Source organism: Alteromonas sp. ABD4_190, assembly GCF_056160105.1.
In genome coordinates, this window is record NZ_JBSWWN010000001.1 from 3,875,438 (window position 1) to 3,901,195 (window position 25,758).

Here is a 25,758-nt window from a genome sequence, read left to right on the forward strand (position 1 = left end):
AATGCGGAGTTTTAGCAATGCCTAAAATGAAAACTGTAAGCGGTGCCGCCAAACGTTTCAAGAAAACGGGTTCTGGCCGCTTTAAAAGCAAACAGTCTCACTTACGTCACATTCTGACTAAGAAGAGCTCTAAGCGTAAACGTCACCTTCGTGGCAAAAAACTGGTTCATGACTCTGATACCAAATTGGTTCAGCGCATGTTGCCTTACGTATAAGACTTAGGAGACTGATTAATGGCTAGAGTAAAACGCGGCACTATCGCACGTGCTCGTCACAAAAAAGTCCTCAAGCAGGCAAAAGGTTATTACGGCGCACGTTCACGTGTATATCGCGTAGCGGTACAAGCTGTAACTAAAGCTGGTCAATATGCTTACCGTGACCGTCGTCAGCGCAAGCGTCAATTCCGTCAACTATGGATTGCACGTATCAATGCTGCTGCTCGTCAAAATGGTATGTCATACAGCCGTTTCATTAACGGTTTGAAGAAAGCGTCTGTTGAAATCGATCGTAAGATCCTTGCCGACATCGCAGTACATGACAAAGCAGCTTTCAGCGCATTAGTCGAAGCGGCTAAAGGCGCATTAGCTTAATTATTAACTAATTAAGTTTAAGTTCTTTCGGAAAAAGGCGAGCAGGATGCTCGCCTTTTTTCGTTTTTGGGGTTTAGATAACTCACTCTCTTCAAAGCAAATTTACCTTGTCGCCAATCTTGTATTCCTTCAATCGGCGAAGATAGACAACTTACTGAAAGCGTTGCTGCAAATATTTAATAATTTCTGAAGACTCGTACAACCAAATATCCTTTTCAGGGGTTTGTATGCGTAGGCAAGGGGCTTGTACTTTTCCACCGCCTTCTGCTAATTCATCACGATACGGAGACCCATTCGATACGCTGCGTTTACGAATAGGCAAATTCATTTTATACATAGCGCGGCGTGTTTTAATACAAAAAGGGCATGCAAAAAATTGATAAAGTGTTAATTCTTGTACAGCGTTTTCAACTTGCTGCTGTTCTTGTGGCAATCGTTTAAGTTTAGTGCCACGAGTTGTTAAATCAACTAAGGCAATAACACCGCCAAGTCCGTTACGAATTAGGGAAATAAATAAGCGCAATTTTGTGTCTCTATAGGTTGAGAAATAGAGCGGCGTAGTATAGCAAAATTTATATATAGGATCTTATATGAAGGGAAATGCAAATGCGCGCCAAGTGCAAGGGCATAGCAATAAAGTAAATCGCAACAACCTATACTGATAAGTTAACGATTAATTTAGGCGATGGTGCCTTTTCCAAAAAGCAACGCTCGTAAGGCCCCTTAAGAGATTTTCATATCTCGGGCGGCTAAACAGCTACTTAAGTTTTAATTGTGTAAAAGACAGGCCGGTAACTAGCTTAGGGGCGTCATCGATAGTAACGCTGTCGCTTCCTCAAACCGCAATTAAGTGCTTTCACGGTGTATTGCATCATATTATAAGGGCATAAAAAAAGCGGCATACAGCCGCTTTTGTGAAATGTTAGCGTACGTTATCAATAGGCGTTCTTATTAATAAAGCCATTGAATACGGTCATAAACACAATTTTGATATCAAACCAAATAGACCAGCGGTGTATGTAATCTAAGTCATATTCTACGCGCTGTACCATTTTGTTCGTTGTTTCGGTTTCACCTCGTAGGCCATTCACCTGTGCCCAACCTGTAATTCCAGGTTTAACCTTATGGCGCAGCATATAGCCAGTAATGATCTTTCGGTATTCTTCGTTATGGGCCACCGCATGTGGGCGAGGGCCTACAATCGACATGCGACCTTGCAGAACATTGATAAACTGCGGAAGTTCATCTAAAGAAGTTCTTCTCAAGAAACCACCAATCTTTGTCAAACGCGCATCGTTTTTAGTGGCCTGCTTCACAACTGCACCGTTATCTTGTGTAGTCATTGAGCGAAACTTATAAACAGTAATTTGCTTTCCATCTAACCCGTAGCGCTTCTGTTTAAAAATTACAGGGCCTTTAGAAGTTAGTTTTACCGCTGCCGCAATTGCTAGCATAGGAACTGATATAAGCATTAAAATTAAGGTACTCAAAACAATATCTTCAAGGCGCTTCAATACGTCACTTGCGCCTTGGAACGGGGTGTCATAAACGCTAAGCGCTTGTACGTTACCTACTGTCTGCCAACGGGCATTTAATAGGTTGTACATGAAAAAGTTAGGGATAACGTAAACGTTAGCTGTGGTGTCGCTACATTGCTCTAAAATGCTGCGAATGCGGTTTTCTGCACTCATCGGAAGGGCAATGTAGATGTAATCAACTTCATTGCGCTTTGCCATCTCTATGGCTGCTTCTATATTCCCTAACACCGCACCTTGCATTTCGTGTGGTAATCTTTCAGGTTCTCGGTCATCGAAAAGCCCGTTGAACTTTATACCCAAATGCTCGTTTTGTTGTATCTGAAGAGCGACGTTTGCACCAAGTTGAGTAGCACCAATAATAATAGAGCGACGTGAGTTCAAACCACTTTTACGAATGCGAAATAAAAACTTACGCATTACAAAACGCCACATTATTAGTACAACAAATGACGAAGCGAACCATAATAGAATTGCTGGAGGGGGAGTTTTAATTTCTTGAACAAAGAAGTACCCCAACGACATGGTGCCGAGAACGCTCAAAGTCCAAGTTATTGCAGCAGCTCGTAGCATTTCAGGCGTTCTGTGTCCTCGCCAAGAACGATAAAGCTCAACACCTTCAGCTGATATCTGAAAACAGATAACATTAATAAAAAGCAGAATTAAGCTTGTGGTGTCTATCTGGGTTCCATAGTAGCCGGCAGACGAGTAATAGAGAATAGTGACTAGCGAAAGATCGATAAGTCTGTAAATAGTAGAGAAGCCGCTTTGGTTTCGAACCACCAAGCCCCCACTCGTGCTAGGCTCTACAGGGTGAGCCTTCAACGCTTTGTTAGATTCTACTCTATTGTCCATTTAGGTTATCTCTAAGTGAAATACGATGCCCTTAGCGAATACTGTTGGTTGTTTAAAACATGCCATGACGTATCTGTAGAAAAGCAGTAAAGACAAATTATGCTGATTTCTTTTTTAAGCAATATTGATGCCTGTCCTCGTCTAGGCAACGTCAAAGGAGTTGAGGTTGCCTAGTATTATCGAGGTTTTACTCACTCGATTCGAGACTGTACGTATCAATGATAACAATATTCTTTGCTGATTGTAATTTTATTACAATCAGCAATATATTTCGTTCTAATTTGGTGCAAAACAAGTAGAATATGTATAGATCACTTTTCATTAATTACTTAAATGAGATAGCATTATATTATAGCGCAACATTCAGACACATAGATGAAACAAAGCGTAAGTAACATTTTTCATCATATTTAAGTTAGTAATGTGCACAGAACCAGGTTCTGAAGCATCTTATGGTGTTTAGCTTCATATGCAATCAGTTAGTGTTGAAAGAATTTAAAAGCGGCGCGTCTATTGCATGCTTAGGAGGGTTTCTTTCAGAATCTCGGTAACAACAGCGAGAATACTGCAAAGAATGCTCACTTTGAGGAAAAGTGAGCATAGGGCGAATTCATTTTGAAGAAACCATGTCTCAAAACACATTATATTTTACACAAAGGTCATCGAAGAAAGGAAAAATCATGAGAAAATGGACCAAAAGCATTACAGCGTTGTCGGTAGTTTGCGCCACGCCGACATTGTATGCTCAAGAAGCCGGGCGAATTCAAGCTGGGCAATTCGATTTAATACCCTCATTTTCGTCGTCGATGGCTTACGTAGATAACGTCGCCTATGCTCGAGATGATGACCCAGAAATCTACAGTTGGCGCGCTACGCTTTCTCCTGAGTTAATTGCCGCGACAGAAGTAGATGGCAACCCAGTTCAATTAGGTTACAGGTTAGAGCGAGGCGAGTATTTCTCTAGCAGCAATGACAATTACACTGACCATTTTATTGAGGCGTCGGGCGACTTCGATATAAGCAGCCGCCATCGCGTAAGCGCGCTAGCACAGTATGAAGATGGTCATGAAGAGCGAGGAACTGGTTTTTCGTTAGGTCTTGGTACAGCTATTACTACGCCGGACAGATATAAAAGTACCTTCTTCGGTGGCGAGTATATGTATGGAGCTGTCACATCAGAAGGCTCATTAACGGTAAAAGCAAATCGCGAAACCCTTGATTATGATAGGTCTGAGCAAGCTTATTTAATTCGAGACCGTGTGAAGAATAGAGTGGGTGCAGAGTTCGGATACAGAGTGAGTTCGGCAACTACGGCCGTTCTTGACGTAACACAGACTTATGTTAGATACGACAATCAAATTGGAATTGAAACTCGTGACAGTGACGAAACACGCATTCTGCTTGGTGTGAGGTGGGAATCGACAGCTGCTACTACTGGTTTTGCAAAAGTAGGATACAAAGAAAAAGATTTTGAATCTGCCTCCAGAAGTACCTTTTATGGCACAGACTGGGAAGTTGGTGTGGAATGGGAACCTGTTTCATATTCAACATTTCGTTTCTCGACCAGTGCAGATACTCGAGAAACAAACGGTGAAGGAAACTTTATTAGAGGCAGAGATTATTCTGCTTCTTGGAGACACGAGTGGTTAGAACGCCTAAGTTCCTCTGTTAGCATTACCCGTGATACGAACGAGTATGTACTTGATGACGATGGAATAGAAAATCGTGATGACGATTTAATGCGTTACTCCGCGTCTTTAGATTATCAGGCCCGTCGTTATTTGAGGTTCTCGTTATTTTACCAATTAGCCGATCGTGACAGTAATAGAGAACTAATTGGTTACGATAGAAACGTAGTAGGTTTATCTGCAGAGGTTACGTTGTGAAGATAGGTGTAGTTGTTAGTTTCTTCTTTATTTGCTCTTTGTTTCTTTCTAATGTTGCTATAGCCCAAGAAGGCAACCTAAGTATGAGCCAATATCAATTAGGCTCTGGTGATAGAATACAAATAAGCGTCTTCGGTCAAGAAGACCTCTCTATGGAGGTCCGTTTACCCGATGTAGGAACTATTAACTATCCATTTTTAGGTGAAATTAAACTGGTAGGTATGACAGCCGCAGAGGTTGAACAACTCATTTATAATGGGTTGCTTGGGGATTACCTCATTAACCCGTCTGTATCTGTTGCCATTGTAGAATATCGCCCGTTTTTTATCGACGGCGAAGTGAAACGCCCCGGTGGTTACGCTTACCAGCCCGGCTTGTCGGTTAACAAAGCCGCTGCCTTAGCTGGTGGTTATACTGAGCGCGCTGCACGTGACAAAATCACTATTATTCGAGAAAAAGACGGTCGAACTAACGAGTTCACTGTAACAGTAAGCGATATGATCCAGCCTGGTGACATTATCACCATCAATCAGCGTTTCTTTTAATCTATACGTAGCGTTCAGGAAAAAAAATGGCAGTAAATAGCAGGGAAGAGTTGAATGCCGGTGTGTTTGAAAATGAAACCATCGATATTGCTCACTATCTTGGAATTATAAAGCGTTACGCATTTCGTATTATTTCGCTAGCAGTTGCGTTCACAATACTAGTGGCACTGCTTGTAATGCGTATGACGCCCATGTTTACCTCTACCACTACTATTTTAGTCGAAGCTGACAAAGCAAACGTGGTTTCAATTGAAGAAGTCTACGGCTTGGATACAAAGCGCAAAGACTATATGCAAACCCAGTTTGAAATACTTCAATCTCGTCAAATTGCAGAACGAACTGTTGAAAGTCTTTCGCTGTGGACTAATGAAGACTTTATGCCCGCGCAGGAAGAGCCTGGAGTTGTTGACAAACTTAAGGTTAGTCTTTTGGAAGCACTGCCTTTTTTGCCTCAGGAAGAACCGAAAGACCTCACGGATGAGCAGATTTTAGCGGCTAAAAAGCGCAAAGCTACGTCTATGTTAATGAGCGCTTTATCTGTTGAAATGGTTGATAATACCCAGGTGATGCGCATTACCGTTACAACCGAGTCTCCGCAGTTGTCAGCAGATTTAGCTAACGCGGTTGCTGACGTATACATTGAGAACTACCTTCAAGCTAAGTTAGATATGACAGCTAAGGCAACGTCATTCCTTACTGATAGTCTAGAAGGCTTGAAGCAAAAGTTAGATGTTGCTGAACGAAATTTGGCAAGGTTCTACGAGGAAAATCAAGTAGTAAACATTGATGGTGTTGTTGGTTTAGCCTCTGAAGAACTAGAGCAATTAAGTAAACAATTGTTGGATGCGCAAACTGCACTTAAATTAAATGCAGTTATTTACAAGCAAACACGAAATGACGTCTCACTAGACGATATTGCTCGTTTACCTGAAGTACTTAATCACCCGACAATAAGAGACGCTCGCCGTGACGAAGCTAAAGCGATGACGCGTGTTAGCGAATTGAGCAACGTATTTGGCCCCAAACACCCGCGTATGATTGCTGCTAATGCAGAACTTTCATCAATTAGAGAAACTTTGAGCGGCCAGGTACGTGATCTTATCCAAAGTATCACAACTCAATATGAAGTATCTGAAGACAGGGTTGAACAGTTGGAAAGAGAGGTGACGCGAGCGAAAGCCGAGTTCCGTAGCCTATCTGCACTAGATAATCAGCGCAAAGCACTTCAGCGAGAAGTTGACATTAACCAGCAGCTATATAACTCGTTCTTTACGCGTTTAAAGGAAACCGACGAATTAGGTGGTTTCGAATCTGCCAATGCACGAGTGCTTGACTCTGCTTTGCCACAATATATACCTTCCAAACCGAATAAGAAGCTATTAATTGGTGCTGCCTTTGTTTTTAGCATGGGCTTTGGCGTATTTTTAGCTATTGCAATGGAAACACTTAATAGCGGTATACGTTCTGTTGAGGACGTAGAGCGTAAACTAGGGCAGCGTATGCTTGGCTTAATTCCTTGGTCACCGCATAAAAAGAAAACCGACTTGCCAGTGCGCTCTTTCTTCGATGGTAAAAAACATCAGTTTGCCGAATCTGTTCGTACCCTACGTACCAGTTTGTCTTTGTTAAACTTAGATAAGGAACAACAGGCAATAATGGTAACGTCAAGTGTACCTAAAGAGGGTAAAACTACGGTTTCTATTAACTTGGCATTTGCACTAGGGCAGCTAGATAAGACTATCCTTATTGATGCAGACTTGCGTCGACCTAGTGTTGGAAAACAGTTCAATATTCCTAACTATCAGCCAGGTGTAGCAAATCTTATTTTAAAATCGCATACTTTCGATGAGTGCTTAGTAAGAGATGAAGAATCAAATATTGATATTTTGTCGGCGGGTACAATTCCGTCTAATCCACAAGAATTATTATCAGACAAAGGTTTCAACGAACTAATTCAACAGTTGAAAACCCAATACAAATACGTGGTTATCGACACGGCACCTACTCAAGCGGTAAGTGATTCTATGGTTATAGCGAACTCTTGTGACTCGGTAATTTACGTTGTACGTGCTGACAGTACCAGCGAAAAGCTAATCAATAATGGGCTATCTCGTTTCTTACAAGTAGGTCATCGTCTTGATGGCGTGGTACTAAATCAAGTAGACTTACGCAAATCAGGAGCAGCACAAAGGTATGCTGGTTTTTATGACCAATACGGATATACCAGTCATAAAAACAGCTAGCAGTATTTATTGATAGATCTACATAGCCATATATTACCTGGCATCGACGATGGTGCCAGGTCGTTAGATATAGCCTTAGAAATGGCACAGCAGGCTGTAGATGGCGGAGTTCGCCATATGGTTTGCACACCTCATATTCATAAAGGTTATTTTGACAACACTTCCAGCTCCATTGAGCACGCTTTTAAGCAATTCCATAAAGCAGTTGTTGACGCATCTATTCCACTTTCTCTGTCTTATGCCGCGGAAGTTCGTGTAAACGAATTGATTCCTGTTTGGTATAAGCAAAACGCTCTACCTTTTTTAGGCCATTACAATGGCAAGCATATCCTTTTACTCGAAATGCCACATAGTCATATACCACAAGGGTTAGATGCGCTTACTAAATGGCTTTTAAAGAATAATGTACAGCCACTTATTGCTCATCCGGAACGTAACCGAGAACTATTAGCTCAACAGCATAAATTTAATTGGTTGCAGCGCTTAGGGTGCATGTTCCAAGTGACTGCAGGCGCGTTAACAGGGCGTTTTGGCGAGAAAGTAGAAAGGTTCGCGTTAACTATGATGGAAAGGAAAGCGTTTCATGTTGTAGCGTCAGATACCCACGACCTTATTCGCCGCCCTAATGACATGAAGGCAGCTTTTGAGGTAGTGTCTGAATTCAGTACTGAGTTTGCTAACGAGGTTTTTATCACAAGGCCCGGTGCGATTGTGTCGGTTACGAGTGATAGCGAGTAAATAATGTATAACCGTTTACTTAACTTGCTTACAGAGCCCAGAGCGATGATTAAATGGATAATGCTTTTAATTGCTGGATACAGCTTCGTATGGAGTATGCAGTTATTTAAAGCGGGGAACGCGTACTACAGCGCAAAAAATGATATTGAGATATGGCAATTGTCTCCAGAGAAAGCCTCGACACAGGAGGTTAATTACGCCATAAATAGAATCAACAAAGCTCTTACTTACTTCCCCGATAATGCGTTGTACTATCAAATGCAGGGCCAGTTATTCGAGTGGAAGGCCATTACCAAAATGAGAGAAAAAAGCTTATATAGCATGAATGCTGGCTCGCAAAGTAAGATATCTGATCTTCAAAAAGCAGCGGCTAGTTACGAAAAAAGCCTGAAACTAAGACCGACTTGGAGCGGTAGTTGGGTTGGATTAGCTTCGGTAAAACTTCGGCAAGATGAAATAGATAGTGTATTTTATGAACACCTTGAAAATGCGAAGAGAGTAGGTCCTCAGGACGCTATAGTACACAAGTTTATAGTAGAGTTTGGTTTAAAGATGTTTAACTCAAGATCCATTCACTACGTTAAAACCAAAGACCTATTGAAGCACCATTTAGATTTAGGGATTCAAAACCCTCTTAGTAGAGATTTAGTGCTAAAAACTATTGAAAATTACAAAGCTAATGAAACCGTTTGTAGATGGTTACGTGATGCCAGTTACCCAGTTAGAAAACGAATTCCAGATTGCATAAGTTACGACTAATTGACTTTGTTTAAGAACGTGTTGTTTGATACCTGTGAGGGCTATTTAAAAAATATTTCGGGCATATAAGTTATCCAGCTAACCATTGCCCTTCAGCCAGTCCCATAAGCCTAGAGAAAAACCTTCAAATAAGTTAATGCCAAGCCAACTTTTTAATATATAAAGAAGTACTAACCCTACCACTAGGGACACACACAGAAATAGTGCAATAAAGGCTGCCATTACCAGCTTGCCAATTCTACTTTCAGTTCGTGAAAGGTCGCGTTTGTCTCGTCCCGCTAGCAAAACAAAATAATACCGGCTTCGTAATAGCCCTATAGTGCCTCTTACATCAACCTTATGGTTTCCCCAGCGACGACCAGCGAGTGCGGTATTTAAGTGAAACAGTTGATCATCGGTAAAAGAATCGGCTACGTCTTTAGGCATGCGTGTGAGCATATGCTGTACATTAGGTTCTTCTTTTATCGGTCGCTTAATCTTCAATACCACGCAGAGCCTCTTATCTTGTTAAGACAGTACTTATTTACTTACCTTATTTCTTCCCATAGAAATATCGCGGCTTAGCGCACCTAGCGCTAGTAGCACTATAAATATAGCTGTGTTTGCCGGTGCTTGTAGAGGAAAGTCGACAGTGCTGTGTAAAGCCATGCCGATGATAGCCATAACACTGGCAAAGGCAACACCTCTTGGTAACGGGTGACGTCTATGACGAATGGCACTTAATGCGCTTTTAGAACACAGCAATACCAATGCAGCAAGTAGTGCAGCACCGACTAGACCAAACTCAATAGTAAACTGAAGGTATTCGTTATGGGCATGATCGTAAAAGTGTTGGATAGTGTCGCTTTGAAATTGTGGGTATACCGTATAAAAAGTACCGCCGCCTGTTCCCAAAATGCCGTGCTTATTAAGTATAGGAAGCGCGTCAGTAATTACTTCATCTCTACTTTCTTGTGCTAAATTTGTTTGCTCAAGGCGCTGCTGAACTTGTTTAAGGCCGAAAAGGCTACTTACGATAAGAATGTCTATCACCAACATGCTAATAAATAAAACAACATAGTTTTTTTGGCGGGGTTTGAAGTAGATTAGACCTAACGTAGCTGTAATAGTCATAGCGATAAAAAATGCACTATTACCCATGCGCGATCGCGACATAACTAAGGCAATAACCATAATAATAATACCTATACGAAACAGTACTTTATTACTTAGCCAAAAATGCACTATTCGGCGTAATCGCTCTCTATGGCTAGAACCTAATTGTATGCGCAGGCTGGCTATCATGTAGCCAATTGCTGCGCTTAAACAAAGAAGTAGAAAGTTAGCGTAATGGTTTTTGTAAACAAAGCTTCCAGTAGCAATGTAAGAAACAGGAAGTTTAAAAACCAAACTGTATTTTAAACCAGACAAAACCTCTAGTGAGCCATAAATAGCTTGAAAAACTCCAGCAGCACTTATCACTATTAAGGTATATCTAAGGCGTTTAGCCGTGTTAATAAGTGTTAGCGAAATAAAGAACAAGAAGCAATAGGCCAGGGATTTAAAAAACGTTATGTCGCTTTGCCCAACATCGAAACTTAACGAAAGCCATTGTGACTTTATATCTTTTAATTGCCCCATATTTTCGTTCAGTAGAATATGAACCCGCTCTGGGCGAATAGCTTCAACGACAAAAAAGGGGAGGGGGACTATATTAATAAGTTGCCAAGCTAAGAACGCCAGCCAAATAATTACTAGCGATTTATATTGTGCATATAGCTTTGAAAGGAGCGATTGGTGAGTAGCTAACAAAATGCCGCCAATGAAAAAAAACGACATTTGCATTAGCGCCCATGCCCAAGGGCGGTTAGCGCCTAACGATAGGGGAAGCCAAAATAAGGTAAATAAAAGAAAACCGAAAAGAAACTTTTCGGTTTTCTGAAAATTAAATATAACCACTTACAAAGCGCTAGTTGTGAAACTTGAGTATAACTTGCTTAGTTAGCTGAAATCGTAGTATCGCCGCCACCAGCACCAGCTGCACCAGTGCCTACGCCTAGCGGTGAAAAAGCATTGCCCGCTCCACCTGCTGCCGTAGCTGTTAATGTGCTTGGGTCAATACCCGCGTTGATAACCGCCAATAACGCATCTTCTTCTGTGATAACCTGCATTTGAAGCGCAATGTTATAAATTTCATCGGCGCTTTCAGGAAACATCAATATAGCGATGGTAACAACTTCTGATGGTTTTTCGGGCATTTCACCAAAACCCGCTATTGCGATTTCAAATCCGCTAGCGTTATCATTTAGAAGCGCCACCATTGATTGATACTCGGCATTGTTGTCAGTTAGGTAGGTTAATCCGGCTGCATCAAAAAACATGCCTTCGTCGAGCACTGTCTGACTTATTTCTGAAGCGGCTTGTTTAACGGCAATACCTTTTTCAATGTCTGCCAGTAAGATACTTCTTATCTGCAAGCCCGGAACGTTTTCTTCTTGAGCAAAAGAAATTGTTGAGACAGCGATAAAAGCGCAAAAAAGCACAGATAATAAAATGTTGCTACGCATACCTTATCCTTCAATAAATACATCGGGCTAGCTTCTTGCTAACGCCATATCTTTATATTGTACAACAAGTGAACGAGTTAGATCTCTTTTTTATTAATCATTTTTCAAAATTAGTTGAATATTATTGCCACAGCATGGGTTTTGCAAAATAAAAACCTTGTTGGTAGACAACATCTAATCGAGTTAACGCCACCGACTCTGCTTCATTTTCAACAAGTTCTGCTATAACACCAATACTTAACCCACGAGCAATGCTTAATAAACTTGTTACAAATAACTGACTGTCTTTATCTGCGTGAATCTCTTTTGTTAGTTTGCCAGATATTTTTACAAAATGAGGTTGTATAGCTCTTAACCCAGCTAACGATGCAAGGTTTTCACCAAAGTGTTCAATCGTTATCTTACATCCTAAACTTACCAACGACTTACATAAGGATATCGCTTCGTCTTTGTGATGAATTAAAGCTGAATCTTCTAGTTCAAAGATTAAATGTGTGCAGAGTGCTTTATTTTGGTTCAATAAGCTAAGTAGCCATTGTCTGAAAGCAGCATTAGCTAACGATGCGTTCGCTATGTTAATAGCAATATCGCGTTTGTTTGATGCTAATTTTTGAACCACTAAGCTTACCACCAGCTTATCTACTTCAGGAATCAAGTTTAAACGCTCTGATGCTGGAATAAGTTGCGACATGGGTATTGCATTACCACTACTTTTTTCTTTAAAGCGCGCAAAGGCTTCACAGTAGCTCGGTGAGTTTAATTTAACATCCATAACAGGCTGAATGACTATGTCGGCGTACTGTTGCCGCAATATGTGGTTTAAACGCTCTTTCCACGCGGTATTGCTGTGGATGAGGGAAAGTTCAGAGGCGAACTGCCAACCGTTGGGTTGTTTAGTTGCCGCCATAAGCGCGCTGTCAGCATTTTCCATGATTTCAGAAAAGGACTGCTCGTCGTTAAATTGTGCTGCACCTATCCAAACGGCTTTACTGCCATCTTTAAGCGGGTTGCAGCGGGATAGGTTAAGGCTTAATGTTTGTAGGTGCGCCTCGCAATCTTGCTTAGTCATTGCTTCTGTAACTAGAACAAAATCAGCGCCCGACACCCTAAATAAAAAAGCACTTTCTTGAATGCTGGAAGTAAAGCTTTTCAGTTCTTTAGCCACTTTGGTTACGTAGCTGTCGCCCTCTTGCGCACCCAATGTCATGTTAATAGCGTTTAATTGCGCAAGGCGTACCAATATCACGTAGCCTTCGTCAGTAGTGGCCGTTTTACTGAGAAGCGCGTTCATATGCCGTGTAAAGGCATTTCTATTTTGCAGTCCAGTAAGACTATCTTCATAAGCCTGAACTCTAAACTGCTCAGCCTTTTGAGTAAGCTCTTTAAACATAACCTCAACAGATGAAGACAGCCGATTCACTGCTTTAGTTATAAAGGATAGCTCCTTAGTGAAAGGCTTATAGTTGATGTGGGAAAACTTTTGGTTTTGAATGTCATCAATTTTATCAACTACAATGCGAAGTGGTTTTGTGATTGCAGTTATAATGAAAAGCAACGCAATATAGGCAAAAACGAATGCGGCAAAAAACATAAAGGCGCTTTGCTTCACGCTTTCCCACAAGGTTTTATTGGCAAGCCCTGGGTGACTTTGAACCGCCAGTTCTCCCGCCATCGTCCAGCCATTATTTAGTTCGGTTTTCTCAACGGGTGGAGTCACTTCCACAATATCTGTAAACCAGGTAGGAACAGTATCGACCGTATCAGGGTTACGTCTTTCAATCAGTAAATTGCCTTCCATGTCGGTTATGGTTATATATTGATAAAACCCTCTATCAAAAATAGCGTTTACCATTGTCTCGGCTACGGCAATACCATTGGCCTCTCCCAAGTGTGGAGTAATTGAAAGCCCTAGAGAAGTGGCGGTATCCTGCGCATGAGTAGCAAGCTGCTCGTTTACATATTCTCTGGTTAGCTTCACGTTAATAATGAATGAACCAGCAAAAACCAGTATCAAAAAAACGAGTAAGCTTGTACTTAGTTGGGTAGATAGTCTCATTATTCTTTTTTATCTCCGTACATATCGCGGTCTAGCCGCTCTACCATATCGTCCCACATCTTCATCGGTCCGCTTCCCCTCAGTTTACGGCCCGTTCCCATAGCTTTTGCGGCCCACAAGCCGTTACCATTAAAGCTATAAATGGGTGACAAATCTCTTCTTTTATTCGCAGGCAATATACGCCTATTTATATTGTCCAAAACAAGTGGAATAGAGGTTGGGGTTTCATAATACGCCAAAACCATATGTGACTGGCGCAATTCCAAAGCTGTGACGTACATCAAACGAAGCTTAGATTCAGGGATACCTAGCTCAATTAACGAAAAGTATTTCGCTATCGTATAATCCTCACAATCGCCTGCGCCTGTGGAAATGAATTCTATTGGCGTGGCCCAGTAATCTTTTTGCTGCCAATGAACAAGGTCGTCAACAAAATCGAATCGGTTAAAAAAACGATTTACTGCAAACAGTTGCTCATCTATATCTTCGGCTTGTAATTCGCTTACAAGTTGTCGCCATTTAGCTACATTCTCACTAGCATCCCTACCGTAAATTGTATTTATTCTAGAATACACCTGTTCGGTGAATATGCTTTTTTGTTGGGCAATGGAGGAACTTAGTACCGCTAAAACACCGGCTACGAGTAAACCAACGCACATGCTTTTACGCTTAAAACGCAAGATTTTTGAGGCTTTAAAAGCTGAGTTAGTGTGACTTTCTTGATGCAAACCGTAAGTACTTTATGTAATGGATAAGAAATAAGTGTAAAAAATGTTTCACCACAACCGCGTATAGTAGCTTGCGAATTAGTAGCGTTATAATCTCAAAGTTATTAGAAACTTGAAAGGTTTTTAAGCAATACCTTTTGCTTTAATCGTTTAATGATACTTATTGGCATGGTTCGTGTTTAATAATCAATGCAGGAATCGTGGTGCTATAAAGGCCACAAAGTTTTATCTAGCAAAATAATACAATGCCAGACTGTACTGGATAACGACAACTGTTATCATATAAGCCTAACTGCAGTTTAGTTAAAAGTAGAAGGAACATTCATGGGTTACTCAGCGCGTCCGGCGGTGTTTATCATTAACTCACTTGAAGGCGGTGGCGCTGAACGAGTTATGGTTAAATTATTAACCATAATGAAAGCGTATTTCGATTCAAAAAACATTCCTGTTCATCTTATTCTTCTTGATAATCTGCCCGAATCTCAGGTTTGCCCGAGTTATGTAAACAAAATAGTGCTGAATTCCGAAGGTAGCTTGGTAACTGGCTATAGACAGCTAAAACCCGTTTTAGCAAAACTAAATCCAGCTTTTTGTTTTAGCTTTTTAACAAGAAGTAATTTTCTAAACGTGGCCTTATCGAAGCGTTTAAAGTTTAAATCGATAATAAGCGAGCGGGTTAACACAACAAGTCACCTTTCTGGGGGGCTAAAAGATGGTGTGAGCCGCTTGTTAGTTCGTTTGCTATACAATAAAGCGAACAGTGTTGTAGCTGTATCTGAAGGCGTAAAAGCGGATCTTATCGATAACTATGCGGTATCGAGAGACAAAGTATCGGTGTTATACAACCCTTACGATATTGAACAGCTGCAGGTCCAGGCATCTGATAGCGTGACCGATTTGCCAGCAAAGCCCTACATTATTGGGGTGGGGCGATTAGTCAAAAATAAAAACTTTTCCTTACTACTTAAGGCCTACGCAAAAGCTAACATACCAGAAAACTTATTAATTCTGGGCGTGGGCGATGAAGAAACGACTCTTAAAGCGTTAGCCAAAGAACTAGGAATTGAAAATAAAATACAGTTCCTTGGGTTTAAAGCTAACCCTTACCCATACTTAGTTAACGCAGAGTACTTTGTGAGTACGTCGAATGCAGAAGGGTTCCCCAATGCCATTGTTGAAGCTATGTGTTTGGGAAAAGCGGTGATAGCGACGAATTGTGAATCGGGACCTGCGGAGATCCTTGCAGAAAAATACCCTTACAGAGTAAGTGGTGCAAGTGAGGAAAAAAACGGTATTTTGTGTGAGCTGAACAGTGTGGAAGGCGTTACAGAGGCACTGGGTAAGTTTAAATGTATGTCGGTACGTCACTCGTTCGCGTCTAGAAGTTCGCAGTGTGCCGAAAATTTTTCATACAAAGCGTTTGAAAATAAGTTAATTCAACTCATCTCACAGGTAACTGAGTAGGCATGTTCGACGCAGTAAAAGTGGTAATAGGGCTTATTAGTCTAGTGCTGGTGTACCGCACTATTGTGGGAAATTGTAACAAATATTTGGCATTTGCTATCTGTGCAATATGGCTTCGCTTTTTCTTATCTGCGTTCCATACGATAACCTACCCACCCTTAGTTGCAGGGTTCTCTATCAATGCGCTGGGCAGCATTAGTGTTGCTGCCTTAGGGCTTTTCTTCTTGCCCAAAGGGATCTTTGCACTTAAAAAACTATTTCCGTTTTATTTGTTTTTCGTATGCGTCGCAGTTAGTGGCTTTGTCAATATGAAGTTGCCAGGCACTATAAATGTGTTGGTTAAATGGTGCTATTTTTTGGTGCTTGCGGGTGCCTTATTCCTATCGTTAAGGGTTCAAGGGCAAAATGAAACGTTTAAAAAACTTCTTGTCGCCTTTTTCATGCCAGTAGCGCTGCAAATAATGTCGTTTGCGCTCGGGTATGCTAAGGCGACGGAATCAGACGGCTCTGTCAGCTATATCGGCGGTTATAATCACGAAGCGGCGTTTTCTATGGTAATTGTAGCCTTCATTTTCGTGGTCGGGCTCATTGAACGCGGCAGACTTAGATATAGAACAGTACTTTTTTCTGTTTCCGTACTGCTATTGATATTGGTTAACTATCGAACGTCAATCCTTACAGTGCTGCCAATTGCTGCGGCATTCTATTTCACATTAGTTGAACAGCGTTTGAAGCCGGCGCAGAAAGTTCCAGTCCTCATTGTTTTTGCAATGATTTTTTTCGTCGCTTTTCTCGTTCTGTCCTTTTCGATGAGAGAGCGCTTTGCTGATATTGGTATACTGCTAGGTAACCTAGACTTGGTCTTCAAGGCCCCAATGTACTTTTCCGAATCAGATCGCGATATCATGTCTTCTCGCGTATATATTTGGAGCCAGTATATCGATGCGTTTAGAAACGCAAATGTGGTGCAGCAATTCCTTGGCTTTGGTCCAGACGCTTGGAAATTGAGATTTGAGCTGTATGCGCACAATACTTTTGTCTCTTACATTTACGAATATGGTGTGCTTGGATTCATGAGCTTTGTTTTTGTATGCGGCTCTATAGTCATCGGTGCGCTTCGGCTTTATGACAAAAAGCTATCGAAAGTAATGCTGTTTTCTTTTGCTGGGTTCATCGCAATGAATATGGCGACCATGCCTTTATGGAATATAGAGGGGTTAATATTTTTCGCAATTTTTAACGCAATCATATTCGCCAACCCAAATTCTGAAGCCCGTCGTGGCTATGCCATTAATATAAAGAGCACTGTCAATGCAAATTAAAGATAAAAGTGATTATAACGCTTTTTTACAAGCCGATCTTGATGCGCTAGGTATAAAAACAACCCTTAAAAATAAACTGACTCACGATATTTGGCACTTCCAAAAATTATTAAGAAAAGTTGAATTCTTTATTAATTGCAAACGAGGGCTGGTCTTTAAAGTATATACCCAATTTCTGCGGCTAAGATTACGTAATAAGGGAAGAAAGCTGGGCTTTTCCATACCACCAAATGTGTTTGGACCTGGCCTATCGATAGCCCATGCGGGCACTATTGTCGTTAACGCCAATGCAAAAATTGGCGCGAATTGCCGTATTCATGTTTGTGTAAACATAGGCGCAGATATAACAGACGGAAGTAAAGCGCCTATTATCGGCGACAATTGTTACATAGGCCCTGGGGCAAAGCTTTTCGGCGGTATCACTCTGGGAAATAATGTGGGCATTGGCGCCAATGCAGTTGTAAACAAAAGTTTTGGTAGTGATGTAACAATTGCAGGTGCGCCTGCACGAGTTATTAAAGATGTTGGGCCGTCAGAATATAGGAGCCAGAATTAGATGAAGGTAGCTATTGTTGGCTTGCGTGGTATTCCAGATGTGATGGGCGGCATCGAGTCGCATTGTCAAAATATATACCCTATTATCAGCAAAGAAGACGTAGAGTTGACAGTAATAGGTAGGAAACCTTATCTAACTGAAAAGTCTTATGAATATAAAGGTGTGAGCGTTATTGGTCTGTGGTCGGTACAGAATAAATTTCTTGAAACATTTTTGCATACTTTTATTGCAATACTGTATGCAGGGTTTGTGGTGCGTCCCGACATACTACATATTCACGCTATCGGCCCTGCTTTATTTACGCCTCTAGCTCGTATATTGGGGATGAAAGTGGTTGTTACTCATCACGGTGCAGACTATAACCGCCAGAAATGGAATAAGTTTGCTAAATTTGTTTTGCAGTTTGGTGAGCGAATGGCCTGTTTGTTTGCAAACCGCGTTATTGTTGTAGGTCGTACGCTGACAGATGAGCTAAAAAGCAAATTTGCAAAACATTCTAGCGAGATCCTTTTTATTCCGAACGGTACATTGACGCACTTTGGACAGGACTGTACTACTGCAGACTTACCTGTTGATTTAAACTTGAAAGATAAGTCCTACGTTTTGGCTGTAGCTCGACTAGTTCCAGAAAAAGGGCTTCATGATTTAATTGATGCATTTAAAGCAAGCCAATCTTCGCTGAAATTAGTTATCGTTGGTGACGCAGACCACAGTGATTCGTACTCTCAAAGTATAAAAGGCGCTGCGAGTGAAAACGTGATTATTGCTGGACGCAGAAAGGGAAAGGCGCTACAAAGCCTTTACAAACATGCGAGAGTATTCGTGCTGCCGAGTTATCATGAGGGGCATCCAATTGTAGCTTTGGAAGCAATCAGTGCGGGAACTGATGTGATTTTATCGAATATTGAACCCAATTTAGATCTCGCGCTTTGTAACGATTGTTACTTTGAGGTAGGTGATGTTCAAAGCCTTGCTCAGAAATTGAGTGATGTAGAGTCACTCAACTTATCAGTTTGTCGAACAGAGTTTTTAGCAAGATACGACTGGCAGTCAATTTCTCAAAGTACACTTAATGTATATCGCGAAATTATGGATACGCCCAAAAATGGATAATAAAAAGCTAAGCGTAATCTATATCCTGTCAGAAAAGTCATCGGGCTCTAGCTTTTTGCACAGAAGCCTAGTGAATGCACTTGGCATTGATAATTACCCGAAAACGAAGCACTTTGAGTCAGAAACGCTGTATTGGACTAAAGCGGCTTCAGTTCTCTGTCTGCCGCAACTTAAAATGTTGGCTAGTGCAGTGCCTTACAGTCAAGCTCAGGCTCTTAAAGAAATAAAAACATTTTTGATTGAAAATCTTGGTGAGCTACCCGTACACAAAAACGACAAAGAGCTTATTTTCAAAGGTTGGTTTCTGCTAATAGAAAAATTTGGGCCAGTATTTATTGAAAAATCTCCTCATCATCTTCTGCAAAGTAGTGTACTGGAGTTAATGAGAGCCTTTGAGAAAGAGTACGAAAGCGAAGTGCAGTGTCACTACATTGGCATAGTCAGAAACCCAAAAGATGTTTTCTTATCTCAGTTCCGCCGCTGGAATGTCAGCTTACCGTTGTTGGAAAATCAATGGCTGGTGAACTACATGAATTGGTTTTCTTTTACTAAGCAAGTTGGCAGTAGCCATATATTAATTCGCTACGAAGATTTAGTGGCGAAGCAAATGGAAATCGTCGACAAAATATGCAGACAAGTCGGTCTTGAAAATGCATTAAGCATTAAAGAAAAAGCGAGAAAAGGGAAAGCCGCTAAGCAATCTTCGTTTTTTGGATATAGCTTTTCTAGTTCGGTAATTTCTTTGTCGCAAATGATGGGATATTCTGCCGATGAAGTGCAAGGTAAACCAAACTTAAAATGGCGGTTTTATTCTGCATATATTCGCTACTTATATAGCCCCGCGAAAAAGTTTTACGTACTACTAAAAGGATAGGTACATTGGATTTTAGCGTAGTTATTACCACATATAATCGCCCAGATTATCTTTTTCATTCATTGCAAAGTGTACTTGAACAGACGCTACAGCCGAAAGAAATTATTGTTGTCGACGACAATTCCAGCGCAGACTATAGTGATGTGTTATCAAAATTCAATGACCCAAAACTTCGCTATATAAAGCAATGCGTATCTGGTGGTGCAAACGTTGCCAGGAATAAAGGCGTAACTGAGGCAAAATATGATCTAGTGGCGTTTTTAGACGACGACGATATATGGCTTCCACATTACCTACAAGAGCATAAGAAAAAGTATGACGATGGTGCAGATGCAGTGGTTTCTGGCTTCAAACACCTTGGTGATGAAAAAGAAATACGCATAAATACAGATAATGTCGTTACAAAGTCTTCTCTTGTCCAAGGAAACAGCTACTGCGGTATGAGTGGGTTTTCGTGTAAGCGGGATTTAATCAAGGAACTCGGGTTTGATGAGGCATTAGGCAATGGGCAAGACTGGGATATATACGTTCGTTTATTCATTGGTGACTATCGATTTGCTAATATACCAAACCCCATATATTTATATAGATTCCAAAATCTTGACGGTATTGGTGCAAAGGTTAGAAAGCTAGATCCAAGTAATATCGAATCTAGGCTTGCATCTGCGAAAAAGCACCGCCAGTTTTTGGGCGAAAAATGGTATAAGCGAAGAATCGCTCAACAGTATCTTTATTCGCTCAAGTACAAAAATAATAAATTATCGTGGGTTATGAATTCGCTAAAGCAGGCTGGATTAACAGCAACGGTTCACTTTTTTTATAGAAAATTCATGTTTTAAGCAATCCATTATCTGTACCTTATCAGTCTAATTAACTTATGGCGACAGTTGGAACAAAGGGACTAATTTAGTGAGAGTGGTTTTCGTACCTTTTAATCACAATAATGATTATATAGAGATAAACAAAGAAGCGATTAGGGCTTTGGAATTACAGCCCGTGGCTTTTAGTTTCAAGGTTTTGATTGCATCTTTGTTTCGCCGTTACCCTTTGGTGCTTAATTGGGTTGAGGATAAGCCATACGGCTCTAAACTGAATAAGCTTAAGCGTTTTATCACCTTTATAAAATGTTTAGGGTTAGTCGTTGCTGGCGCTGTGTTTTTTTCTATTAAAATTTCTGTAAAACACAACTTCAAACCGCATAATATCGAGGGGCGCGGGTTTTATTTCAGCGTTCTTCGGGGGCTAATGCGAGGGCTAGGTTACAAGTTTGTTTCGTTGGAATTATACGATGGGGGTGGGTTAGTTCACCCTCTTTATCTTGATGATGAAGCGATGGACGTACTTGTAGAAGAAAAAAATAATAGGGTCTTAAACTATATATTTTTTGGCGCTGTCAAACCCTATAAAGGTTTAGATATTATTCTAAATTCTTGGCCGAATAATAAGCATTTGAAAATTTTGGGAAAGTGTGATGATAAAAAGTATGAAAGTGCTCTTCGCCACATTATTGCCCAACGAAGTCTCAAAGTAACATGGAACAACACATTTTTACCAATTCAGGATTTAAACAAAGAACTAAGCGACGCCGACTTTGTATTAATGAACCACCTCGATAATACAATGATATCTTCTGGCAGTTTTTACCATGCAATAAGTTTTGGGTGTAACGTTATTGCAGCACCTTCGAAATTTACTATAGCAAAAAGTAAGCAGCACCAATTTGTTCATATTTTTAGAGATTTGAATGTCGACCTCCCCAAAATCGAAGCTAGCTACGTTTGTAAAAACAAAGTTAAAATAGAGGCAAAGAAGGAGTATTCTCGCTATAAATTGTCTGAAAAATGGCGACAGTTACTTTTGCACTAAATATTGATAGTCTGTAAAGCCGCATCCAGGCGAGCGCTTATTTTTTAGTTAATAAAATGTCCTTATCTATTTCCTTTGTTGGCACAAATCTATTAAATCTGTGTTTTGTTTAATCATTTCAATGACGAGAAGTTTTAATGTCGCTTAAGAGAAAAGCTACAAGCGGAAGTTTGTGGACATCCCTAACACGAGTTGGGATAAACATAGTTGATTTTGTTGTTTATGCATACTTAGCGCGAGTGTTGACGCTTGAAGAGTTTGGTCTTGCGGGATTTTGCTTTTTGTTTATTGAGTTTGCCAATACTTTGGTGAATGCGGGTGTAAACCAAAATTTAGTTCAAAGAGCTAAGTGGGAAGAGAGGTACGCTGCGAGCACGATGACCTTTGTTGCGGGGCTCGGGCTAATAGCAGTATTGGGCGTTGTCGGGATAGGATTCCCAGTGGCGTATTATAATCACTCGGAACTGGCCGCATGGGTTGTAATGTGTTTAGCCCCATTAACTATATTGACAAGTTTTCAAGTTGTAGTAAGCGGAAAGTTGCAGCGAGAGTTCAAAAATAAGCAAATGGGCATGGCTAGGCTCTGTGGTACGATTATTTCTTCAATCCTTATTGTCTTGATGGCTGAAAATGGATTAGGGCTATGGTCTCTAATAATCGGCAAGCTAATTAATGCCATCCTCCAATACATCTTTATGCTCTTCGTGGCTAAGTATAGGCCATATTTTGCTTTTAACAAAAAAGATAACCAAGAGCTCATATCCTTTTGTTTTCCGCTTTTGGGAATGGCTGTATTGAACTTCTTGCATAGAAAGTCTAGTAATATGTTTACCGGTTTAGTGTTGGGGCCCGCTAGCTTTGCTCTACTAGCTGCTGCACAGAAAGGGGAGAGCGTCATCAACCAGGTTACCATGAGCTCTATAAACTCGATGGTCGTTCCAAGTTTTTCTAGAGTTGAGGATAAAAGTAAACTTGGACATCACTATATAAAAATGGTTTCAATAACATCTCTTTTGGTGTTGCCAATATTCATGGGTTTAGCAGCTATAGCTACCCCCTTCATAACGGTAGTATTCGGAGAAAAATTTGCACCCAGTGCTGTCTATATGACAATTTCCGCTTTTGGAATGTTTCCTTCTGTAATTGCATGGTTTTTACCGAATTTACTCATTTCTGTGGGCCAAACTAAAGACGCATTCAATTTAACCCTTCTCAATATAGTAAGCAGTGTTTTGATAGCAGGGGCAACAATTTGGTTTGGAATAAAGATAATGTTGATAAGTATTGTTGTTGGTAATTGTTTTATTCTTCCTGTGAGGCTGTTGATTGTTAACAAACACATCGTATTGCCTTTATGGTCGGTAGTTAAGGAAATTTTACCTCCAGTTATTAGCGCATTAATGATGTTCTTTGCAGTATTAAGTTTAAAAGGTTACCTGTCAGAGGTGATACAGAATGAGATTATAATACTCTTGGTATTGTCAGTCGGTGGAGCTATCTTTTATCCGTTATTTCTATTGTTAATTTTTAGGACTTACCTGCAAAAAATATTGGCTGAAGTTCGAACGTTGGCAAGGAAGCCGAAGGCTGCTGTTCAAGAGTAACCATTGATACCTAAAGGTCTATAGAGTCGTTAAATTGAGTGTCAGAGTATTTTACATGTCAAAACTTTAAGTCAGTTTAAGTTTGAGTAAGTTGTTGATTTAATTGATTTATTTAATTGTGGATCAAGTTTTGCTTATCACGGTTAGTTGGTTTTAAATTATCTAGCTGTATAGAGAATTGAGGTTAAAATGAAGAAGTTTTTTAATAAAGCTATTGCTGCAGTAATGCTTGTCAGCGCTAGTTTAAGTGCAAATGCTGCACTAATTGTTAACGGGTCAACTGAAGTAAATGCGTTGCAACTTAGTGAGTCTTTTGAGTCGTTCTACGACTTCAACAATTGGAGCGCAAACACAGGCTTTGAACAAGCAAACGAATTAGTTGCATTTTTTGCAACTAACGATGCGGACGAGTTAGGTTTGTATATGATTTTTAGTGGCCCTACAGGTTCTGCAGGTGCTATCAACTTCGACATTAATGGCAGTAATGGCAGCGTTATTTTCGTTGATGACCCAGATGGTCGTGATCCTGTTGTTTCAACTGCAACAGGCTCTAACGTTTCATTTTCATATGTTGCCGGTAAAACAGATGGTTTAGTCTACGCTGACTTCGTCGGTGACCTATGGAGCTTAGATATTTTGTTCAACCGCTTTACTGGTATTAACGGTTATTCGTTCTTAACGTTCGACTCTGCGGGTAACAGCAGTGCTGCTGTTTCTGGTACTGGCCTTGATAACTTAACGCTTACTTCTTTCCCAAGCTCAAGCGTTTCAGTGAGCACGCCATCAACCTTGATGATTTTCGCTCTTTCGGTTGTATGTCTTCTAGCATCACGCCGCAAATTCTAAGAGTTTGAAGCGTTTGTAAAAGGTCAGCTTTTAAGCTGGCCTTTTTAGTTTTAGCGCCACTTTTTACAATATTTCTCGTTTAGCTTACACAAAAGGCAAGTCCTTCTTTCCTCTAATTAGAAACTTGGTTCGCTAATTCTCATGTTCAATTCATAAGATAGCTACGCCACTGTACTTAATGTATGCCCCCAAGTAGCAGCTAAATTACGATAGGCTCGTACGGCGACACCAAAGATCTCTAATATTTTAATATTGTCTTCACAAACCCTAGTTACGCTGATATTTAAAAAATCTCTTCCAGAAATATGCGCGTTTCACCGTGCTTACTGATAATATAAGCTAACGTTAATGTTTAATGTTTAATGTTTAATGTTTAATGTTACTTGAGTTTAAAGGCACGGATTGGAAAGTTTCCACCGCAGTTGGCGGATATTTTGCTTTCACAATAGTAAATAGACGAGAGAACTAAACTACAATGACAACGCGACAAGGAAAAAGCCCAATATTCATAGTTGGGGCACCCAGGTCTGGAACCACGCTTTTAACAAGTTTTTTAGTATCACATAGTGGAATAGGTTCTGGACCAGAAACGCAATTTTTCAATAAAATAGGGTTAGGAAGTAAAGCGCTTAAACAGGCCTTAGAAAATGAAAATTGGCCGTATCAAGCTGTAAACCTAATGGATGAGCGGCTTACATTGTCGGGCCAAAGCGTACTATCGCTCTATGGCAGGGAGCGGGAACAAGTAATAAATTTTTTAAAATCTAGAACTCCCTCAATTAGTGCAATGTTAGAATCAATTGTATCAAGTAAACGTGCACAACTCGGCGAGGAAAGGTGGCTTGAAAAAACACCTAATCATCTAAAGCATATCTCTGATATCAAAGTGCATTTTCCTGTCGCAAAAATCATACTAATACACCGCGATTTTAGGGATAGCGCGTCATCTATACCAAAACTGCCTTGGGCTTCTAGTTCAGTAGCTGAAAACGCTGCATTAATTCATTCTTGGTATAACAGCGCTGAAAAAGAACTCAACACTGACGATGTCTATATTCAAAGCTATGAAAAGTTAGTCATGAGTCCAGAGGAAGAGCTAAGGAAATTGTTTTCCTACATTGAAGAGCCCTTTGATAAAGGTATTCTTGAAAGAAAGGGGGCTAACGCAGTAACAACCGAAAACGAGCCTTGGAAGCAAGATGTTTGTCAAAAAATAGACAATCAGAACCTTTCAAAGTGGAAGGGAAAGCTACAAGGCGACCTTTTAATGCAAACTGAAGGCATACTTGGCAACTTGCTCGGTAAGTACGGCTACGAAGCTACAACCACAAAAACCTTCAACCCCCTTCGACTTAAAAAGCTAAAAAAACAAAAATTTGAAGGGCTAGACAGTTTCGCATCAGTATTAAACGATCACGGTTTCAAGCTTTCCTATGTTAATGATATTAACGACACCTTATTATTTGTTGAAGAGGGTCTAGTTTTTAGAGCGTGTATCGCTGCTATAAAGCTTAAGTTGACAAGAAATGACTCGCTATATCTTTTAGGAAAAAAGAACACGTTTCTTTCCATGTTGGGCCGGTATTTGAACTAATTGGTACTTTAAATACTTCACATGGATGTGAATGTACA

The 25,758-nt window shown here is 40.5% G+C and carries 24 protein-coding genes; 17 read left to right on the forward strand and 7 right to left on the reverse strand.

What is annotated here, in order from left to right:
- Positions 1-17 precede the first annotated feature (17 nt).
- Positions 18-215 (forward strand): 50S ribosomal protein L35, encoded by a 198-nt coding sequence (gene rpmI, locus ACXAFM_RS16945; protein WP_012518091.1) that lies wholly within the window; start codon positions 18-20, stop codon positions 213-215.
- A gap of 18 nt (positions 216-233) precedes the next feature.
- Entirely contained in the window at positions 234-590 is a 357-nt protein-coding gene (gene rplT, locus ACXAFM_RS16950) for a 50S ribosomal protein L20 (protein WP_012518092.1), read from the forward strand.
- A 151-nt stretch (positions 591-741) separates the two neighbouring features.
- Here rplT and ACXAFM_RS16955 read toward each other — a convergent pair whose 3' ends face one another.
- Both ACXAFM_RS16955 and ACXAFM_RS16960 read right to left on the reverse strand, forming a co-directional pair.
- Positions 742-1,113, reverse strand: a complete 372-nt coding sequence (locus ACXAFM_RS16955; protein ID WP_474835427.1) for a glutathione S-transferase N-terminal domain-containing protein — start codon at positions 1,111-1,113, stop codon at positions 742-744.
- 412 nt (positions 1,114-1,525) lie between these two features.
- Positions 1,526-2,980 carry an undecaprenyl-phosphate glucose phosphotransferase gene (locus ACXAFM_RS16960; protein WP_474835429.1) on the reverse strand — a complete coding sequence of 485 codons (1,455 nt, stop codon included), beginning with the start codon at positions 2,978-2,980 and terminating at the stop codon, positions 1,526-1,528.
- Between the two features lie 680 nt (positions 2,981-3,660).
- On the opposite strand from ACXAFM_RS16960, the gene ACXAFM_RS16965 reads away from it, so the two are divergent.
- The 5 genes from ACXAFM_RS16965 (at position 3,661) to ACXAFM_RS16985 (ending at position 9,151) form a co-directional block, all read left to right on the forward strand.
- Positions 3,661-4,866, forward strand: coding sequence for an outer membrane beta-barrel protein (locus ACXAFM_RS16965; RefSeq protein WP_474835431.1), 1,206 nt, complete (start codon positions 3,661-3,663; stop codon positions 4,864-4,866).
- 83 nt (positions 4,867-4,949) lie between these two features.
- A complete protein-coding gene (locus tag ACXAFM_RS16970; RefSeq protein ID WP_474831133.1) occupies positions 4,950-5,411 on the forward strand; it encodes a polysaccharide biosynthesis/export family protein in 462 nt (153 codons plus the stop codon).
- A 26-nt stretch (positions 5,412-5,437) separates the two neighbouring features.
- A complete protein-coding gene (locus ACXAFM_RS16975; protein WP_474835432.1) occupies positions 5,438-7,654 on the forward strand; it encodes a GumC family protein in 2,217 nt (738 codons plus the stop codon).
- Between the two features lie 9 nt (positions 7,655-7,663).
- Positions 7,664-8,392 (forward strand): tyrosine-protein phosphatase, encoded by a 729-nt coding sequence (locus ACXAFM_RS16980; protein WP_474831137.1) that lies wholly within the window; start codon positions 7,664-7,666, stop codon positions 8,390-8,392.
- A gap of 45 nt (positions 8,393-8,437) precedes the next feature.
- Positions 8,438-9,151, forward strand: a complete 714-nt coding sequence (locus ACXAFM_RS16985; RefSeq protein WP_474835434.1) for a VpsP family polysaccharide biosynthesis protein — start codon at positions 8,438-8,440, stop codon at positions 9,149-9,151.
- 78 nt (positions 9,152-9,229) lie between these two features.
- Here the strand turns inward: ACXAFM_RS16985 and ACXAFM_RS16990 are convergent, their stop codons facing one another.
- From ACXAFM_RS16990 to ACXAFM_RS17010, 5 genes are all read right to left on the reverse strand, one after another.
- Positions 9,230-9,640 carry a 3-phosphoshikimate 1-carboxyvinyltransferase gene (locus ACXAFM_RS16990; protein WP_474835436.1) on the reverse strand — a complete coding sequence of 137 codons (411 nt, stop codon included), beginning with the start codon at positions 9,638-9,640 and terminating at the stop codon, positions 9,230-9,232.
- 30 nt (positions 9,641-9,670) lie between these two features.
- The gene (locus ACXAFM_RS16995; RefSeq protein WP_474835438.1) at positions 9,671-11,089 is read right to left on the reverse strand and encodes an O-antigen ligase family protein; all 1,419 of its coding nucleotides are present in this window, start codon (positions 11,087-11,089) and stop codon (positions 9,671-9,673) included.
- 38 nt (positions 11,090-11,127) lie between these two features.
- Positions 11,128-11,697, reverse strand: coding sequence for a hypothetical protein (locus tag ACXAFM_RS17000; RefSeq protein WP_474835440.1), 570 nt, complete (start codon positions 11,695-11,697; stop codon positions 11,128-11,130).
- Between the two features lie 121 nt (positions 11,698-11,818).
- Positions 11,819-13,753, reverse strand: coding sequence for a bifunctional diguanylate cyclase/phosphodiesterase (locus ACXAFM_RS17005; RefSeq protein WP_474835441.1), 1,935 nt, complete (start codon positions 13,751-13,753; stop codon positions 11,819-11,821).
- Positions 13,753-14,412, reverse strand: coding sequence for a transglutaminase-like cysteine peptidase (locus ACXAFM_RS17010; RefSeq protein WP_474831150.1), 660 nt, complete (start codon positions 14,410-14,412; stop codon positions 13,753-13,755). Before ACXAFM_RS17010 ends, ACXAFM_RS17005 begins: the two co-directional genes overlap by 1 nt.
- A gap of 393 nt (positions 14,413-14,805) precedes the next feature.
- Here ACXAFM_RS17010 and ACXAFM_RS17015 point away from each other — a divergent pair, with 393 nt between their 5' ends.
- The 10 genes from ACXAFM_RS17015 to ACXAFM_RS17060 all read left to right on the forward strand — a co-directional run bounded on the left by ACXAFM_RS17015 (position 14,806) and on the right by ACXAFM_RS17060 (position 25,720).
- Positions 14,806-15,945 (forward strand): glycosyltransferase, encoded by a 1,140-nt coding sequence (locus ACXAFM_RS17015; RefSeq protein WP_474831152.1) that lies wholly within the window; start codon positions 14,806-14,808, stop codon positions 15,943-15,945.
- Between the two features lie 2 nt (positions 15,946-15,947).
- Positions 15,948-17,267, forward strand: a complete 1,320-nt coding sequence (locus tag ACXAFM_RS17020) for an O-antigen ligase family protein (RefSeq protein WP_474831154.1) — start codon at positions 15,948-15,950, stop codon at positions 17,265-17,267.
- Positions 17,257-17,823, forward strand: coding sequence for a serine O-acetyltransferase (locus ACXAFM_RS17025; protein WP_474835443.1), 567 nt, complete (start codon positions 17,257-17,259; stop codon positions 17,821-17,823). Before ACXAFM_RS17020 ends, ACXAFM_RS17025 begins: the two co-directional genes overlap by 11 nt.
- Entirely contained in the window at positions 17,824-18,936 is a 1,113-nt protein-coding gene (locus ACXAFM_RS17030; protein WP_474831158.1) for a glycosyltransferase family 4 protein, read from the forward strand. It begins immediately after the preceding gene.
- Positions 18,929-19,810 carry a sulfotransferase family protein gene (locus tag ACXAFM_RS17035; RefSeq protein ID WP_474835445.1) on the forward strand — a complete coding sequence of 294 codons (882 nt, stop codon included), beginning with the start codon at positions 18,929-18,931 and terminating at the stop codon, positions 19,808-19,810. The genes ACXAFM_RS17030 and ACXAFM_RS17035 overlap by 8 nt, the downstream gene beginning before the upstream one ends.
- A gap of 5 nt (positions 19,811-19,815) precedes the next feature.
- Positions 19,816-20,649 carry a glycosyltransferase family 2 protein gene (locus ACXAFM_RS17040; RefSeq protein ID WP_474831162.1) on the forward strand — a complete coding sequence of 278 codons (834 nt, stop codon included), beginning with the start codon at positions 19,816-19,818 and terminating at the stop codon, positions 20,647-20,649.
- A gap of 70 nt (positions 20,650-20,719) precedes the next feature.
- Positions 20,720-21,676 carry a hypothetical protein gene (locus ACXAFM_RS17045; protein ID WP_474835447.1) on the forward strand — a complete coding sequence of 319 codons (957 nt, stop codon included), beginning with the start codon at positions 20,720-20,722 and terminating at the stop codon, positions 21,674-21,676.
- Positions 21,677-21,813: 137 nt separating this feature from the next.
- On the forward strand, positions 21,814-23,280 hold the full coding sequence (locus ACXAFM_RS17050; protein ID WP_474835449.1) for an oligosaccharide flippase family protein: 1,467 nt from the start codon (positions 21,814-21,816) through the stop codon (positions 23,278-23,280).
- A 189-nt stretch (positions 23,281-23,469) separates the two neighbouring features.
- A complete protein-coding gene (locus ACXAFM_RS17055) occupies positions 23,470-24,126 on the forward strand; it encodes a hypothetical protein (RefSeq protein ID WP_474831166.1) in 657 nt (218 codons plus the stop codon).
- Positions 24,127-24,601: 475 nt separating this feature from the next.
- Positions 24,602-25,720, forward strand: coding sequence for a sulfotransferase family protein (locus ACXAFM_RS17060; protein WP_474835451.1), 1,119 nt, complete (start codon positions 24,602-24,604; stop codon positions 25,718-25,720).
- The last annotated feature ends 38 nt before the right edge of the window (positions 25,721-25,758 follow it).

Coding starts and splice junctions, on each gene's coding strand:
- ACXAFM_RS16975 (WP_474835432.1), top strand. CDS start 5,438: ATGGCAGTAAATAGCAGGGAAGAGTTGAATGCCGGTGTGTTTGAAAAT.
- rpmI (WP_012518091.1), top strand. CDS start 18: ATGCCTAAAATGAAAACTGTAAGCGGTGCCGCCAAACGTTTCAAGAAA.
- ACXAFM_RS17030 (WP_474831158.1), top strand. CDS start 17,824: ATGAAGGTAGCTATTGTTGGCTTGCGTGGTATTCCAGATGTGATGGGC.
- ACXAFM_RS17015 (WP_474831152.1), top strand. CDS start 14,806: ATGGGTTACTCAGCGCGTCCGGCGGTGTTTATCATTAACTCACTTGAA.
- ACXAFM_RS17005 (WP_474835441.1), bottom strand. CDS start 13,753: ATGAGACTATCTACCCAACTAAGTACAAGCTTACTCGTTTTTTTGATA.
- ACXAFM_RS17000 (WP_474835440.1), bottom strand. CDS start 11,697: ATGCGTAGCAACATTTTATTATCTGTGCTTTTTTGCGCTTTTATCGCT.
- ACXAFM_RS16970 (WP_474831133.1), top strand. CDS start 4,950: ATGAGCCAATATCAATTAGGCTCTGGTGATAGAATACAAATAAGCGTC.
- ACXAFM_RS17055 (WP_474831166.1), top strand. CDS start 23,470: ATGAAGAAGTTTTTTAATAAAGCTATTGCTGCAGTAATGCTTGTCAGC.
- ACXAFM_RS17025 (WP_474835443.1), top strand. CDS start 17,257: ATGCAAATTAAAGATAAAAGTGATTATAACGCTTTTTTACAAGCCGAT.
- ACXAFM_RS16965 (WP_474835431.1), top strand. CDS start 3,661: ATGAGAAAATGGACCAAAAGCATTACAGCGTTGTCGGTAGTTTGCGCC.
- ACXAFM_RS16985 (WP_474835434.1), top strand. CDS start 8,438: ATGATTAAATGGATAATGCTTTTAATTGCTGGATACAGCTTCGTATGG.
- ACXAFM_RS17020 (WP_474831154.1), top strand. CDS start 15,948: ATGTTCGACGCAGTAAAAGTGGTAATAGGGCTTATTAGTCTAGTGCTG.
- ACXAFM_RS17050 (WP_474835449.1), top strand. CDS start 21,814: ATGTCGCTTAAGAGAAAAGCTACAAGCGGAAGTTTGTGGACATCCCTA.
- ACXAFM_RS16960 (WP_474835429.1), bottom strand. CDS start 2,980: ATGGACAATAGAGTAGAATCTAACAAAGCGTTGAAGGCTCACCCTGTA.
- rplT (WP_012518092.1), top strand. CDS start 234: ATGGCTAGAGTAAAACGCGGCACTATCGCACGTGCTCGTCACAAAAAA.
- ACXAFM_RS17010 (WP_474831150.1), bottom strand. CDS start 14,412: ATGTGCGTTGGTTTACTCGTAGCCGGTGTTTTAGCGGTACTAAGTTCC.
- ACXAFM_RS17035 (WP_474835445.1), top strand. CDS start 18,929: ATGGATAATAAAAAGCTAAGCGTAATCTATATCCTGTCAGAAAAGTCA.
- ACXAFM_RS17060 (WP_474835451.1), top strand. CDS start 24,602: ATGACAACGCGACAAGGAAAAAGCCCAATATTCATAGTTGGGGCACCC.